The organism is Paracoccus sigandri (genome assembly GCF_003709565.1).
Lineage (GTDB): Bacteria > Pseudomonadota > Alphaproteobacteria > Rhodobacterales > Rhodobacteraceae > Paracoccus > Paracoccus siganidrum.
This window is the reverse complement of the sequence record NZ_QNRC01000002.1, coordinates 85,048-98,329: the sequence shown is the minus strand read 5'-3', so window position 1 is coordinate 98,329 and position 13,282 is coordinate 85,048. Positions and strand designations below refer to the sequence as shown.

Sequence of the window (13,282 nt, the reverse complement as noted above, 5' to 3'; positions counted from 1 at the left end):
GGTGCAGGGTTTGCGGCTGCCGGGCGCCGGGACAAAATATGTGGTATTCTTCGGGTCATATTGAATGCGACACCCGACGCGCCTAGATTGGCCCGATGCAGGGGCCGCGTGTCGCCAATGACGGGGCCGCGGCTTCGGGCAGGAAAGGAACGCAGACATGAACGATTTCGCTTCTCAGACCTATCCGGTGTTGCCCTTGCGGGACATCGTGGTCTTTCCGCACATGATCGTGCCGCTGTTCGTCGGCCGTGAGAAATCCGTTCGCGCCCTGGAAGCGGTGATGGATGCGGATCGGCCGATCCTTCTCGCCGCGCAGAAGGATGCCTCGGTGGACGAACCCGCCGAGGACGGGATCTACCGCACCGGCGTGCTGGCCAATGTGCTGCAGCTGCTGAAGCTGCCCGACGGCACCGTCAAGGTGCTGGTCGAGGGGCATGAGCGCGTGCAGATCACCGGCTTCGTGCCGAACGAGGATCATTTCGAGGCCGCCGCCGTCGTGCTGCCCGAGACCGTCGGCGACGCGGCCACCGTCACCGCCCTGGTCCGCACCGTCGCCGAGGAATTCGAACGCTACGTCAAGGTCCGCAAGAACATCCCCGAAGAGGTCGTGACCGCCGTCGCCGAGGCGCGCGAGCCCGGCAAGCTGGCCGACCTGGTCGCCGGCCACATGGGGATCGACCTGGACAAGAAGCAGGACCTTCTGGACACGCTGGACGTCTCCGAGCGGCTGGAGAAGGTCTATGCCCAGATGCAGGCCGAGATGTCGGTCCTGCAGGTCGAGAAGAAGATCAAGTCGCGCGTCAAGACCCAGATGGAGAAGACGCAGCGCGAATACTATCTGAATGAGCAGATGAAGGCCATTCAGAAGGAGTTGGGCGACGGCGAGGACGGCCAGAACGAGATCGCCGAGCTGGAAGAGAAGATCGCCGCGACCAAGTTCAGCAAGGAGGCCCGCGAGAAGGCGGAATCCGAGCTGAAGAAGCTGAAGTCGATGTCGCCGATGTCGGCCGAGGCGACGGTCAGCCGCAACTATCTGGACTGGCTGCTGGCGCTGCCCTGGGGCGTGAAGTCGCGCACCCGCAAGGATCTGGTCGCGGCCGAGAAGGTGCTGGACGCCGATCACTACGGGCTGGAAAAGGTCAAGGAACGGATCGTCGAATATCTGGCCGTGCAGGCGCGCAGCCAGAAGCTGAAGGGCCCGATCCTGTGCCTGGTCGGCCCTCCGGGCGTCGGCAAGACCTCGCTGGGGCGGTCGGTCGCCAAGGCGACGGGGCGCGAATTCATCCGCATCAGCCTTGGCGGCGTGCGCGACGAATCCGAGATCCGCGGCCACCGGCGCACCTATATCGGCTCGATGCCCGGCAAGATCATCCAGGCGCTGAAGAAGGCCAAGACCACCAACCCGCTGATCCTGCTGGATGAAATCGACAAGATGGGCCAGGACTTCCGCGGCGACCCGGCCTCGGCGATGCTGGAGGTGCTGGATCCCGAGCAGAACTCGACCTTCGTGGACCACTATCTGGAGGTGGAATACGACCTGTCGAACGTGATGTTCGTGACCACGGCCAACAGCTACAACATGCCGGGCCCGCTGCTGGACCGGATGGAGATCATCCCGCTGTCGGGCTATACCGAGGACGAGAAGCGCGAAATCGCGCGCCAGCACCTGCTGCCCAAGCAGGTCAAGGCGAACGGCTTGCGCAAGGGCGAGTTCGAGGTGACCGACGAGGCGCTGACCCATGTGATCCGCTATTACACCCGCGAGGCGGGCGTGCGGTCGCTGGAACGCGAGATCGCCAAGCTGGCCCGCAAGGCCGTGACCGAGATCCTCAAGGGCCAGGTGAAATCGGTGACGGTCGATGCGCAGAAGGCCGAGGATTACCTGGGCGTGCGCCGCCACCGCTATGGCCTGGCCGAGAAGGAGGACCAGGTCGGCGTGGTGACGGGCCTGGCCTGGACCTCGGTCGGCGGCGATCTTCTGCAGATCGAGGCGCTGCGCCTGCCGGGCAAGGGCCGGATGAAGACCACCGGGAAGCTGGGCGAGGTGATGAAGGAATCGATCGACGCCGCCTCCAGCTTCGTGCGCTCGATCTCGCCCGAGATCGGGGTCAAGCCGCCCGAATTCGACCGCCGCGACATCCACGTCCACGTCCCCGAGGGCGCCACGCCCAAGGACGGCCCCTCGGCGGGGATCGCGATGGTCACCTCGGTCGTGTCGGTCATGACCGGGATCCCGGTGCGCAAGGACGTCGCCATGACCGGCGAGGTCACGCTGCGCGGCAATGTGCTGGCCATCGGCGGCTTGAAGGAGAAGCTGCTGGCGGCGCTGCGCGGCGGCATCAGGACGGTGCTGATCCCGGCCGACAACGAAAAGGACCTGGCCGAGATTCCGGACAACGTGAAGACCGGGCTGAAGATCATCCCGGTCGGCAATGTCCGCGAGGTGCTGAAACACGCGCTGGTCCGCATGCCCGAGCCGGTCGAATGGGACGAAGCCGCCCATGAGGCCGCCGAGGCGGCAAGGCTGGCCGCGCGCCGCGACGATATCGGCACCGGCGGGGCGGTCGCGCACTGACCCGCCCGCCCACGGCTGCCGGGCGGCGACATCGCCGTCCGCGTGCATGAGGAAACCCGCCGGGCCAGGACCCTTCCTGGCCCGGCTTCTTCATGGCAAATGCCGAATAATGTTGACCTAACGTCATTATTTGCGCCAACCTGAACCAATGGTTCTGATTTGGAGGTTCAGCATGACAGGCCAGACCGATTCCGGTTCGGGACGGCGGTCGCTCAGCCGAGAGTTGCCGGGTGATCCCCAGCCGGCGCAGGTGGTGCAGAAGCGCGATTTCGTCGATCGCGTGGTGGCGGCGACCGGCGCCAAGAAATCCGAGGCGCGGCCGATCATCGAGGCGACGCTGGCCCAGCTGGGCGTGGCGCTGGCCTCGGGCGAGACGCTGGCCGTGCCGCCTTTCGGCCGCGCCCGCGTCAATCGCTCGCGCGATCTGCGCGGCGGCGAGGTGATAACCCTGAGGCTGCGGCGCAAGGCCCAGGACGAGGTTTGAAATGCGGGCCCGCGGGGCAGGATTCTGCGCGCGCCCTCTTGCGCCGCGCCGCGGCCCGGTCTAAAAGCCCGCCCACCGGGTGATTAGCTCAGCGGTAGAGCGCTTCGTTCACATCGAAGATGTCAGCGGTTCAAATCCGTTATCACCCACCATCATTCCCGCGAAAGCCCCGGCCCCCGCCGGGGCTTTCCGCGTTCCGGGCCCCTGGCGGCCGGCGCGGCCTGTTCACGAAGGTGTTTCCCGGTGGTGATTTCCGGCGGGCTTGACCCTCCAGCTGCTGGAACCCTTAAGCGGGATGGCACCACGAGCAACAAACCAGGAAGAGGATTTCATGAAACGCATTGCCATCCTGCTCTGTGCCGGTGCCTTCGGCGCTGCCGCCGTGACCGCGACCGCGATGTCCCATGACGGCCATGCCGGCCACCAGGCCGGGGCGCGGGCCGAGGCGGCCTCGACCACCGCCTATCGCGCGGCGATGGAGCGCATGCATCGAGAGATGATGATCGACTACAGCGGCGACGCGGATGTCGATTTCATGCGCGGGATGATCCCGCATCACCAGGGCGCGATCGACATGGCGCGGATCGCGCTGGACCATGGGTCGGACCCCGAGGTCCGCAAGCTGGCCCAGGAGGTGATCGAGGCCCAGGAAGGCGAGATCGAGATGATGCAGGAATGGCTGCGCCAGCGCGGGAATTAGCGGGCCAGACGTCGTGGGCGGAAGGGGGCCTTCGGCTTTCCTTGCTATTTTCGGCGCGCTGGGGTAGCTTGGCACAGCTACGTTGATTCCTACCGCACCCTGTCTCCTTAATCGGCTTCAGTTTGCTACCCGAACTGACTGAGCCGGGCTGTCGCATGTTGCGGGCAGCATACCAAGAAGGAGACATCACGATGGCCAATGGCACCGTGAAATGGTTCAACCAAACCAAAGGCTTCGGCTTCATCGCCCCGGCAGATGGCGGCCGCGACATTTTCGTGCACATCTCGGCGGTCGAGCGGGCGGGCATCCGCCAGCTGAATGACGGCCAGGCGGTCACCTACGAGCTGGAAAGCGGCCGCGACGGCCGTGAATCGGCGACGAATCTGGCGCTGGCCTGAGAATTGCAAGGGTCCGATCCGCTGGGGTCGGGCCCGCTGCAGGGGCAGACATGATCCCGAAAGACCAGTTCACGAATATTTTCGGCGAAGGGCGGCGCACGCCCGAAACCGCATTGGACCGAACCACTGCGGCGGCAAAGCAGATCATCGCGGACAGCGCCAAGAAGCGCGACCAGTTGACCGCTTCCCTGCGGGATGCCCGTCTGGCCCGCGAAGCCGAGAAAAAATCGTCCGTGGCCGAGGCGCCCGGCAAGGGCCGCGCCAGACCCGCGGGCACGAAACCGGAATAGCCGCGTCGTGCTGGCCGTCCGCCATCTTTGACGTGATTACAGTCGCTTGAGCGATTATCCGTCACGGCTGGATGCAATTGTGCGCTGACATTCCCATATTGCCTTCATCCGCACGGCTGTCCTGCGCGGTGTAGCCGCGAGGGATGCCGATGGATCGCAATTGGCCAAGGCTGGTCGATGGGCCGGTTGCAGATGATTCTGGTCACGATTCTGACCGCCAGCCCGTTCAGCCGGTGAAACGGCTGCCGCAGTCCGACGAATCCCTTCGGCAGGACAACGAGCGTCGGAGGCGGATCCCCCATCCGGGGTGGCGGGATGGTGATGGTAACCTTCTGTAAAGGAAGCTGCCGTAATGTGATCGGCGTGCCGTATCGAGGATATGGCCGGCCGCTGCGTTGTATTTTAACTTTGAACTAGCAAGTATAGAAAATGATAGAAATAAACTGGGGAAAACCCCTTACGCTCGTGATCACCGACGAGGGTGACACGCTTCAGATCTCGACGATCGAGCAGGCGAAATACTGGCTGCGCAAGCGCTGGCCGGTGAGTGACGAATATCGGCGGGCGGCCAGCGAGGCCGTCGACGGTGCCATGGAATGCATGGTCCCGGTGCCCGCCGCGCGGCAGGCCTTCGTGGCGGCGGCCAAGTCGGCCGGATTTCGGCCCTCGCTGCCGCCGTCCTACGGGACCGCCTGACGCCGATCGGCGGTTTCGCCCGGCACGCTGCCGGCGCGGTGACGCCACCGCAACGATCCGATTCCAACGCCCCGGCCTGGCCGGGGCGTTTTCGTTTCTGGCCAAACTCGGGCGCGGGCCTCGCTCAGCCGCCCGCGACGAAGGGCAGGCGATAGCTGATCGCCTCGGCCAGATGCGGGGTGCGGACGGTCTCCGAGCCGTCGAGATCCGCGATGGTGCGGGCGCTGCGCAGGATGCGGTGATAGCCGCGCGCGGTCAGGCCCAGCTTTTCGGCGGCGCGGCCCAGCAGGTCGCGACCCTCGCTGTCGGGGCTGGCGATCTGGTCCAGCAATGCGCCCGAGGCCTCGGCATTCACGCGGATCCGGGGATGGCCGGCGAAGCGGCGCGACTGGATCCGGCGCGCGGCGGCGACGCGGGCGGCGACCTGGGCCGAGGTCTCGCCGCCGGGGGGCAGTTCCAGGTCGGCGATGCCGACGGCGGGAAGCTCCAGCCGCAGGTCGAAGCGATCGAGGAGCGGCCCCGAGATCCGGCCCAGATAATCGCCGCCGCAGCCGGGCGCCCGCGTGCAGGCCCGCGCCGGATCGGCCAGATAGCCGCAGCGGCAGGGATTGGCGGCGGCGACCAGCAGGAAGCGGCAGGGATAGCGGATATGGGCGCTGGCGCGGGCGATCGTGACCTCGCCCGTCTCGATGGGCTGGCGCAGGGTTTCCAGGACCTGCCGGGGAAATTCGGGCAGCTCGTCCAGGAACAGCACGCCGTTATGGGCAAGGCTGACCTGGCCGGGCCGCGCGCCGCGCCCGCCGCCGACCATGGCCGGCATCGAGGCGTTGTGATGCGGGTCGCAATAGGGCGCATGGCGCATCAGCCCGCCCTCGGGCAGGGAGCCGTTCAGCGAATGGATCATCGAGCTTTCCAGCGCCTCGGCCGGGGCCAGGGGCGGCATCAGGCCGGGCAGGCGCGCGGCCAGCATCGACTTGCCCGCGCCGGGCGGCCCGATCATCAGCAGGTGGTGGCGCCCGGCCGCGGCGATCTCCAGCGCGCGCTTGGCGCGTTCCTGGCCGCGCACCTCGGACAGGCAGCCGGCAGGCGGCGGATCGGCCAGCTTGCCGGGCGCGGCGCGGGGCAGGGGGGCGCGGTCGGTCAGGTGGTCGACCACCTCGCGCAGCGTCGCGGGGGCCAGCACCGGCACCCGGTCGATCCAGGCGGCCTCGGACCCGCAGGCGCGCGGGCAGATCAGCGCCCGGTCGTCCTCGGCCGCGGCCATGGCGGCGGGCAGGGCGCCGGCCACCGGCACCAGCCGCCCGTCCAGCGCCAGCTCGCCCAGGGCCACGCAGCGCGACAGTTCCTCGGCCGGGACGATCTCCAGCGCGGCCAGCACCGCCAGCGCGATGGGCAGGTCGAAATGCGAGCCCTCCTTGGGCATGTCGGCGGGCGAGAGGTTCACCGTCAGCCGCTTGTTGGGCAGCGCCACCGCCATCGCCCCGAAGGCCGCCTTGACCCTTTCGCGGGCCTCGCTGACCGCCTTGTCGGGCAGGCCCACGATCGAGAAGCCGGGCAGGCCGGCGGCCAGCGCGCATTGCACCTCGACCAGCCTGGCCTCGATGCCCTCGAAGGCGACCGAATAGGCGATTGCGACCATGATTGTCCCCGAACCCCAGTGGCGAAGGGTTAACGCGGGCGGCGTTAAGAATGGGTTAACGGGGGAGTTTTCTTGCGGGCCGGGGCCGGCATGTCTATCTGTCGGGCAGCATTGACGGGGGCTGGAATGAACGGCAAGCGTGTCCTTCTGATCATCGGCGGCGGCATCGCGGCCTACAAGGTGCCGCAGCTGATCCGGCTGCTGCGCGGCCAGGGCGTTGCGGTGACGCCGGTGCTGACGCGCGCCGGCGCGCAGTTCACCACCGCGATGACGGTTTCCGTGCTGGCGGGCGAGGCCGCGCATGAAGGGCTGTTCGACATTTCCACCGAGGCCGAGATCGGCCATATCCAGCTGTCGCGCGCCGCCGACCTGGTGGTGGTGGCGCCGGCGACCGCCGATCTGATGGCGAAGATGGCGCAGGGGCTGGCGGACGACCTGGCCTCGACCTTGCTGCTGGCGACCGACAAGCGGGTGCTGATCGCGCCGGCGATGAATGTGCGGATGTGGGACCATCCCGCGACCCGGCGCAACCTGGCGCAGCTTGGGGCCGATGGTGTCCTGACCGTCGGCCCGGACGAGGGCGACATGGCCTGCGGCGAATACGGCCCCGGCCGGATGGCCGAGCCCGAGGCCATCGTCGCGGCGATCCGCGAGGCGCTGGAAGGCGAGGGGCCGCTGAAGCTGCTGCCCGAGGCGCAGGTGCCGCCGCAGCGCCTGGCCGGGCGGCATGTGATCGTGACCTCGGGCCCCACGCATGAGCCGATCGACCCGGTGCGCTATATCGCCAACCGGTCCTCGGGCGCGCAGGGGGCAGCCATCGCGGCGGCCTTGCGCGACCTGGGCGCGCGGGTCAGCTTCGTCACCGGCCCGGCGCAGGTCCCACCGCCCGAGGGCGTGACGGTGATTCGGGTCGAGACCGCGCGCCAGATGCGCGACGCGGTCGAGGCCGCGCTGCCCGCCGATGCCGCGGTGATGGCGGCGGCGGTGGCCGACTGGCATGTGACCAACGCCACGGACCGCAAGATGAAGAAGGACGGATCGGACCAGCCCCCGGCGCTGGAAATGGCCGAGAACCCGGACATCCTGGCATGGCTCAGCGGGCTGGCCCAGCATCGCCCGAAGCTGGTGGTGGGCTTCGCGGCCGAGACCGACGACGTGATTGCCCATGCGACCTCGAAACGGCTGCGCAAGGGCTGCGACTGGATCCTGGCCAATGATGTCAGCCCGGCGACCGGCATCATGGGCGGCGCCGACAATGCCGTTACGCTGATCACCGCCGAGGGCGCCGAGGACTGGCCGCGCATGAGCAAGCCCGCCGTCGCCCGGATCCTTGCCAGCCGCATCGCGGAGGCCCTGGAATGAGCCGCATCTACCTGGACTGGAACGCGACCACGCCGCTGCGCCCGGAAGCGCGGGCGGCGATGATCCAGGCGATGGACATCTCGGGCAACCCCTCCTCGGTCCATAGCGAGGGGCGGGCGGCGAAGATGGCCATGGAACGCGCCCGCGAACAGGTCGCCGCCGCGCTGGGGGCCGAGGGCGCGGACGTGATCTTCACCTCGGGCGCGACCGAGGCGGCGGCGATGGTGCTGGCCGGGCAGGGGATTTCCTGCGCACCGGTCGAACACAGCGCGATCAAGGCCTGGTGCGAGCAGGACCTGGCCGTGGACGCGGACGGCATCGTCACTGTCCCCGACCCCGCGCGCGCCAGCCTGCAGCTGGCCAACAACGAGACCGGCGTGATCCAGACCCTGCCCGAGGGGCTGGGCTCCAGCGACCTGACCCAGGCCTTCGGCAAGATCCCCTTCGCCTTCAACTGGCTGGGCGTCACCGCGGGTTTCGTCAGCGCGCACAAGCTGGGCGGGCCGAAGGGCGTCGGCGCGCTGGTGCTGAAGAAGGGCACCGACGTGGCCGCCCTGATCCGCGGCGGCGGGCAGGAACAGGGCCGCCGCGGCGGGACCGAGAACCTGATCGGCATCCTGGGCTTCGCCGCCGCCGCCACCGCCGCGCAGCGCGACCTGGAGGCGGGGCTGTGGGACGAGGTCGCCGCCCGCCGCGACGCCCTGGAGGCGCAATTGCTGGAGGCCGCCCCCGGCGCCGTCATCGCCGGAAAGAACGCCCGGCGCTTGCCGAACACGACCTGCATTCTTACATCAGGCTGGAAAGGCGAGACGCAGGTCATGCAGATGGATCTGGCGGGGCTGGCAATCTCGGCCGGGTCCGCCTGTTCGTCTGGAAAGGTGCGCGCCAGCGGGGTGCTGCAGTCCATGGGCTTCGGCGATCAGCAGGCGCAATCGGCGATCCGCATCTCGATAAGCCCAGCTTTGGGCAGTGATCAGTTGAACCAATTTGCGCAAGCGTGGCAAAAGGCTTATTCACGCTGGCGCGACAGGAATGGTTGAGTGAGACGCTCGCCTACCGAGGAAGGACATGGAATGACCGCAACCACCGATCTTGACGTTCGCGAAGGTGTCGACCGCGAAACGGTCGAGACCGTGCAGAACATGGGCAGCTACAAGTATGGCTGGGATACCGAGATCGAGATGGACTATGCCCCCAAGGGCATCAACGAGGACATCGTCCGTCTGATCTCGCAGAAGAACGAAGAGCCGGAATGGATGCTGGAATGGCGGCTGGAGGCCTATCGCCGCTGGACCACCATGACCGAGCCGCGTTGGGCGATGCTGAACTATCCCGATATCGACTATCAGGACCAGTATTACTATGCCCGCCCGAAAAGCATGGCCGAAAAGCCCAAGTCGCTGGACGATGTGGACCCCAAGCTGCTGGCCACCTATGCCAAGCTGGGCATCCCGCTGAAGGAGCAGATGATCCTGGCCGGCGTCGAGGGCGCGGAAAGCGTGCCGGCCGAGGGCCGCAGGGTCGCCGTGGACGCGGTCTTCGATTCGGTCAGCGTCGGCACCACCTTCAAGGATGAACTGGCCAAGGCCGGGGTGATCTTCTGCTCGATCAGCGAGGCGATCCGCGAACATCCCGAGCTGGTGAAGAAATACCTGGGCTCGGTCGTGCCGCAATCGGACAATTTCTTCGCCACGCTGAACAGTGCGGTCTTTTCGGACGGCAGCTTCGTCTATGTCCCGCCCGGCACCCGCTGCCCGATGGAGCTGTCCACCTATTTCCGCATCAATGCCGAGAATACCGGCCAGTTCGAGCGCACGCTGATCATCTGCGACAGGGGCGCCTATGTCAGCTACCTGGAGGGCTGCACCGCGCCCAAGCGCGACACCCACCAGTTGCACGCGGCGGTCGTCGAGATCGTCGTGCTGGAGGATGCCGAGGTCAAGTATTCCACCGTCCAGAACTGGTTCCCCGGCGACGAGGAAGGCCGCGGCGGCATCTACAACTTCGTCACCAAGCGCGCCGACTGCCGCGAGGCCCGCGCCAAGGTGATGTGGACGCAGGTGGAAACCGGCAGCGCGATCACCTGGAAATACCCGTCCTGCATCCTGCGCGGCGACGAATCGCAGGGTGAGTTCTATTCGATCGCCATCGCCAACAACTTCCAGCAGGCGGATACCGGCACCAAGATGATCCATCTTGGCAAGAACACCCGCTCTCGCATTGTATCGAAAGGGATTTCTGCCGGTCAGGCGCAGAATACCTATCGCGGCCTGGTGTCGATGCACCCGCGTGCGACGAACAGCCGCAACTATACCCAATGCGACAGCCTGCTGATCGGCGACAAATGCGGCGCCCATACCGTGCCCTATATCGAGGTCAGGAATACCAGCAGCCGGGTCGAGCATGAGGCGACGACCAGCAAGGTCGATGACGACCAGCTGTTCTATTGCCGGTCGCGCGGCATGGACGAGGAAGAGGCCGTCGCGCTGGTGGTGAACGGCTTCTGCCGCGAGGTGCTGCAGGCCCTGCCGATGGAATTCGCCATGGAGGCGCAATCGCTGGTGGCGATCAGTCTGGAGGGATCGGTCGGATGACGAACGAAGCAAGATCAGGGAAGGCGGTCGTGCTGCTGGTGGGTCGGCTACCCGGCGTGATCGGTGACATCGCCACCCAGCTGAGCGACATGCAGGTGGAATGGCTTGGCGCGCATGACCGCGGCGAGGTGATCCGCCAGCTGGACAGCGAACCGCGGATCGCCTGCGTGGTCATGGGCGCGGGGCTGGACGACGATGTCCGGGGCGAGCTGATCGGCGTCATCGCCGCAAGGCGGCCGGACCTGTCGATCCACCTGAAGGATCGCGACTCTGGCCCGGCGGGCATGGCGCCTTTCGTGCGCAAGGTCGTGGACGCCATCGTCCTGGCCTGAACCGGCGCCGGTTGCGGCCCCTCGGGGCCTGAAGAATGACGGATTGCCCTCATCCGGCGGCCATGGTTGCGGATGCGGGGACAGAAAAAGTGCGAAGGGAATCGCGGATGCTGAAGATCGACAATCTGCACGTCAAGCTTGAGGAAGAAGACAAGCAGATCCTGAAGGGGCTGTCGCTGGAGGTTCCGGCCGGCCAGGTCCATGCCATCATGGGGCCGAACGGCTCGGGCAAATCGACGCTGTCCTATGTGCTGTCGGGCCGCGACGGCTATGAGGTGACGGAAGGCGCGGCCTCGCTGGACGGCCAGGACCTGCTGGAGATGGAGCCCGAGGAACGCGCGAGCGCCGGCCTGTTCCTGGCCTTCCAGTATCCGGTCGAGATCCCCGGCGTGGGCAACATGACCTTCCTGCGCACCGCGATGAACGCGCAGCGCAAGGCGCGCGGCGAGGAAGAGCTGTCCTCGGGCGAGTTCCTGAAGCTGGTCCGCGCCAAGGCCGCCGAGCTGCATATCAGCCCCGACATGCTGAAGCGCCCGGTCAATGTCGGCTTCTCGGGCGGCGAGAAGAAGCGCAACGAGATCCTGCAGATGGCGATGCTGGCCCCGCGCATGTGCATCATGGACGAGACCGATTCGGGCCTGGACGTGGATGCGATGCGGCTGGTGGCCGATGGCGTGAACGCGCTGCGCGCCCCCGACCGCAGCTTCCTGGTCATCACCCATTACCAGCGGCTTCTGAACCATATCCAGCCCGATGTCGTCCATATCATGGCCGAGGGGCGCATCGTGAAGACCGGCGGGCCGGAGCTGGCGCTGCAGGTCGAGAAGGAAGGCTACGGCGATCTTCTGGCGGAGGCCGGCTGATGTCGGATATTGCGGTCAAGACCAAGGACGTGACGCCGCAGGTCAGCGGCGCGGCCCGCGCCCCCGACGCGCTGGAGGCGCGGCTGGAGGCATTGTCGCTGCCCAGGGGCGGCTTCACCGCCGCCGCGCGCCGCGACGCGCTGTCGCGGCTGCGCGACATGGGCCTGCCGGGTCCGCGCGACGAATACTGGCGCTATACCGATCCGCGCCCCTTCAACGCCCCCTTGCCGCAGCCGGTGCCGCTGGTGACGGATGCCGGCCCGGCGCTGTTCGACGACCTGGACCGGCTGAAGCTGGTCTTCGTCGACGGGGTCTTCGACGCGGCGGCCTCGGACGACGCAGAGCTGGAGGGCGTCCAGATCGAGACGCTGGCCGCAGTGGATGAGGCCACCGGCGATCACTGGGCGGCCTCGCTTTACGGGGTGCTGGAAACCGCGGGCCAGGTCCCGGTGCGCCGGCCCTTTGCCGCGCTGAACACGGCGGCGGCGCGCGACGGCGTGCTGATCCGCGTGACCGGCAGGCCCTCGAAGCCGGTCCATGTCATCCATCGCCGCGCCAGCGCCGACGCCGATGCGCTCTGGCACCATGTCGTCCGCGTCGAGGAAGGCGCCGAGCTGACGCTGCTGGAAACCGGGATGAGCGGCGCGCGCTCGAACGGGGTGATCGAGGTGGACCTGGCGAAGGGCGCGCGGCTGCATCACATCACCGCCAAGCGCGCCGCCGATCAGAAGCTGGGCCTGTCGCATCTCTTTGCCCGCGTCGCGGCCGAGGCGCAGCTGAAAAGCTTCGCGCTGTCGGTCAATGGCCGGCTGATGCGCCAGGAAGGCGTGATCGACATCGCCGGCGACGACGCGGTGGCCCATATCGCGGCCGCGGTCCTGGGCGACGGCGACGAGGGTCCGTTCCACCAGGACGACACCGTCTTCATCACCCACGGGGCCGAGCGCTGCGAAAGCCGCCAGGTCTTCAAGAAGGTGCTGAAGAACGGCGCCGAGGGCGTCTTCCAGGGCAAGATCCTGGTCAAGCAGGGCGCGCAGAAGACCGACGGCTACCAGATCAGCCAGGCGCTGCTTCTGGACGAGCGCAGCCAGTTCCTGGCCAAGCCCGAGCTGGAGATCTATGCCGACGACGTGAAATGCTCTCACGGCTCGACCACCGGCGCACTGGATGAAACGGCGCTGTTCTACCTGCGCTCTCGCGGGGTGCCGAAGGCGCGGGCGATCGTCTTCCTGGTGCTGTCCTTCCTGGCCGACGCGCTGGAGGAGGTCGAGGACGAGGGGCTGCGCGAGCGGATCCATGAACGTCTGGAAGCGTGGCTGACCGACCGCGCCCAAGGCTGAGGGCATGGC

The 13,282-nt window shown here is 67.3% G+C and carries 13 protein-coding genes and 1 tRNA gene; 13 read left to right on the top strand and 1 reads right to left on the bottom strand.

Annotated features, from left to right (window positions below):
* Positions 1-157: 157 nt before the first annotated feature.
* From lon to C9E82_RS01980, 7 genes are all read left to right on the top strand, one after another.
* Positions 158-2,575, top strand: coding sequence for an endopeptidase La (lon, locus tag C9E82_RS02010; RefSeq protein ID WP_119897690.1), 2,418 nt, complete (start codon positions 158-160; stop codon positions 2,573-2,575).
* A 172-nt stretch (positions 2,576-2,747) separates the two neighbouring features.
* Entirely contained in the window at positions 2,748-3,059 is a 312-nt protein-coding gene (locus tag C9E82_RS02005) for an HU family DNA-binding protein (RefSeq protein WP_119897689.1), read from the top strand.
* A 77-nt stretch (positions 3,060-3,136) separates the two neighbouring features.
* Positions 3,137-3,211, top strand: a tRNA-Val gene (locus tag C9E82_RS02000).
* A gap of 179 nt (positions 3,212-3,390) precedes the next feature.
* Complete coding sequence (gene copM / locus C9E82_RS01995; RefSeq protein WP_119897688.1) at positions 3,391-3,759, top strand: CopM family metallochaperone; 369 nt, start codon at positions 3,391-3,393, stop codon at positions 3,757-3,759.
* 191 nt (positions 3,760-3,950) lie between these two features.
* The gene (locus C9E82_RS01990) at positions 3,951-4,157 is read left to right on the top strand and encodes a cold-shock protein (RefSeq protein WP_119897687.1); all 207 of its coding nucleotides are present in this window, start codon (positions 3,951-3,953) and stop codon (positions 4,155-4,157) included.
* Positions 4,158-4,207: 50 nt separating this feature from the next.
* Positions 4,208-4,447, top strand: a complete 240-nt coding sequence (locus tag C9E82_RS01985) for a hypothetical protein (RefSeq protein ID WP_119897686.1) — start codon at positions 4,208-4,210, stop codon at positions 4,445-4,447.
* Between the two features lie 429 nt (positions 4,448-4,876).
* On the top strand, positions 4,877-5,143 hold the full coding sequence (locus C9E82_RS01980; protein ID WP_119897685.1) for a DUF982 domain-containing protein: 267 nt from the start codon (positions 4,877-4,879) through the stop codon (positions 5,141-5,143).
* A 124-nt stretch (positions 5,144-5,267) separates the two neighbouring features.
* Here the strand turns inward: C9E82_RS01980 and C9E82_RS01975 are convergent, their stop codons facing one another.
* Entirely contained in the window at positions 5,268-6,782 is a 1,515-nt protein-coding gene (locus C9E82_RS01975) for a YifB family Mg chelatase-like AAA ATPase (protein ID WP_119897684.1), read from the bottom strand.
* Between the two features lie 126 nt (positions 6,783-6,908).
* On the opposite strand from C9E82_RS01975, the gene coaBC reads away from it, so the two are divergent.
* The 6 genes from coaBC (at position 6,909) to C9E82_RS01945 (ending at position 13,273) form a co-directional block, all read left to right on the top strand.
* Positions 6,909-8,144, top strand: a complete 1,236-nt coding sequence (coaBC, locus tag C9E82_RS01970; RefSeq protein ID WP_119897683.1) for a bifunctional phosphopantothenoylcysteine decarboxylase/phosphopantothenate--cysteine ligase CoaBC — start codon at positions 6,909-6,911, stop codon at positions 8,142-8,144.
* Complete coding sequence (locus C9E82_RS01965) at positions 8,141-9,184, top strand: cysteine desulfurase family protein (RefSeq protein ID WP_119897682.1); 1,044 nt, start codon at positions 8,141-8,143, stop codon at positions 9,182-9,184. Before coaBC ends, C9E82_RS01965 begins: the two co-directional genes overlap by 4 nt.
* A 33-nt stretch (positions 9,185-9,217) precedes the next feature.
* Positions 9,218-10,738: a Fe-S cluster assembly protein SufB gene (sufB, locus tag C9E82_RS01960; protein ID WP_119897681.1), complete on the top strand. Its 1,521-nt coding sequence runs from the start codon at positions 9,218-9,220 to the stop codon at positions 10,736-10,738.
* On the top strand, positions 10,735-11,070 hold the full coding sequence (locus tag C9E82_RS01955) for a response regulator (RefSeq protein WP_119897680.1): 336 nt from the start codon (positions 10,735-10,737) through the stop codon (positions 11,068-11,070). The genes sufB and C9E82_RS01955 overlap by 4 nt, the downstream gene beginning before the upstream one ends.
* A 107-nt stretch (positions 11,071-11,177) precedes the next feature.
* Positions 11,178-11,933 (top strand): Fe-S cluster assembly ATPase SufC, encoded by a 756-nt coding sequence (gene sufC / locus C9E82_RS01950; protein WP_119897679.1) that lies wholly within the window; start codon positions 11,178-11,180, stop codon positions 11,931-11,933.
* Complete coding sequence (locus tag C9E82_RS01945) at positions 11,933-13,273, top strand: SufB/SufD family protein (protein ID WP_119897678.1); 1,341 nt, start codon at positions 11,933-11,935, stop codon at positions 13,271-13,273. The genes sufC and C9E82_RS01945 overlap by 1 nt, the downstream gene beginning before the upstream one ends.
* Positions 13,274-13,282 lie beyond the last annotated feature (9 nt).

Bases quoted from the DNA above. Each gene is read 5' to 3' on its own strand.
- lon (WP_119897690.1), top strand. From the start codon at position 158: ATGAACGATTTCGCTTCTCAGACCTATCCGGTGTTGCCCTTGCGGGAC.
- C9E82_RS01965 (WP_119897682.1), top strand. From the start codon at position 8,141: ATGAGCCGCATCTACCTGGACTGGAACGCGACCACGCCGCTGCGCCCG.
- sufB (WP_119897681.1), top strand. From the start codon at position 9,218: ATGACCGCAACCACCGATCTTGACGTTCGCGAAGGTGTCGACCGCGAA.
- C9E82_RS02005 (WP_119897689.1), top strand. From the start codon at position 2,748: ATGACAGGCCAGACCGATTCCGGTTCGGGACGGCGGTCGCTCAGCCGA.
- sufC (WP_119897679.1), top strand. From the start codon at position 11,178: ATGCTGAAGATCGACAATCTGCACGTCAAGCTTGAGGAAGAAGACAAG.
- C9E82_RS01990 (WP_119897687.1), top strand. From the start codon at position 3,951: ATGGCCAATGGCACCGTGAAATGGTTCAACCAAACCAAAGGCTTCGGC.
- coaBC (WP_119897683.1), top strand. From the start codon at position 6,909: ATGAACGGCAAGCGTGTCCTTCTGATCATCGGCGGCGGCATCGCGGCC.
- C9E82_RS01980 (WP_119897685.1), top strand. From the start codon at position 4,877: ATGATAGAAATAAACTGGGGAAAACCCCTTACGCTCGTGATCACCGAC.
- copM (WP_119897688.1), top strand. From the start codon at position 3,391: ATGAAACGCATTGCCATCCTGCTCTGTGCCGGTGCCTTCGGCGCTGCC.
- C9E82_RS01985 (WP_119897686.1), top strand. From the start codon at position 4,208: ATGATCCCGAAAGACCAGTTCACGAATATTTTCGGCGAAGGGCGGCGC.
- C9E82_RS01975 (WP_119897684.1), bottom strand. From the start codon at position 6,782: ATGGTCGCAATCGCCTATTCGGTCGCCTTCGAGGGCATCGAGGCCAGG.
- C9E82_RS01955 (WP_119897680.1), top strand. From the start codon at position 10,735: ATGACGAACGAAGCAAGATCAGGGAAGGCGGTCGTGCTGCTGGTGGGT.
- C9E82_RS01945 (WP_119897678.1), top strand. From the start codon at position 11,933: ATGTCGGATATTGCGGTCAAGACCAAGGACGTGACGCCGCAGGTCAGC.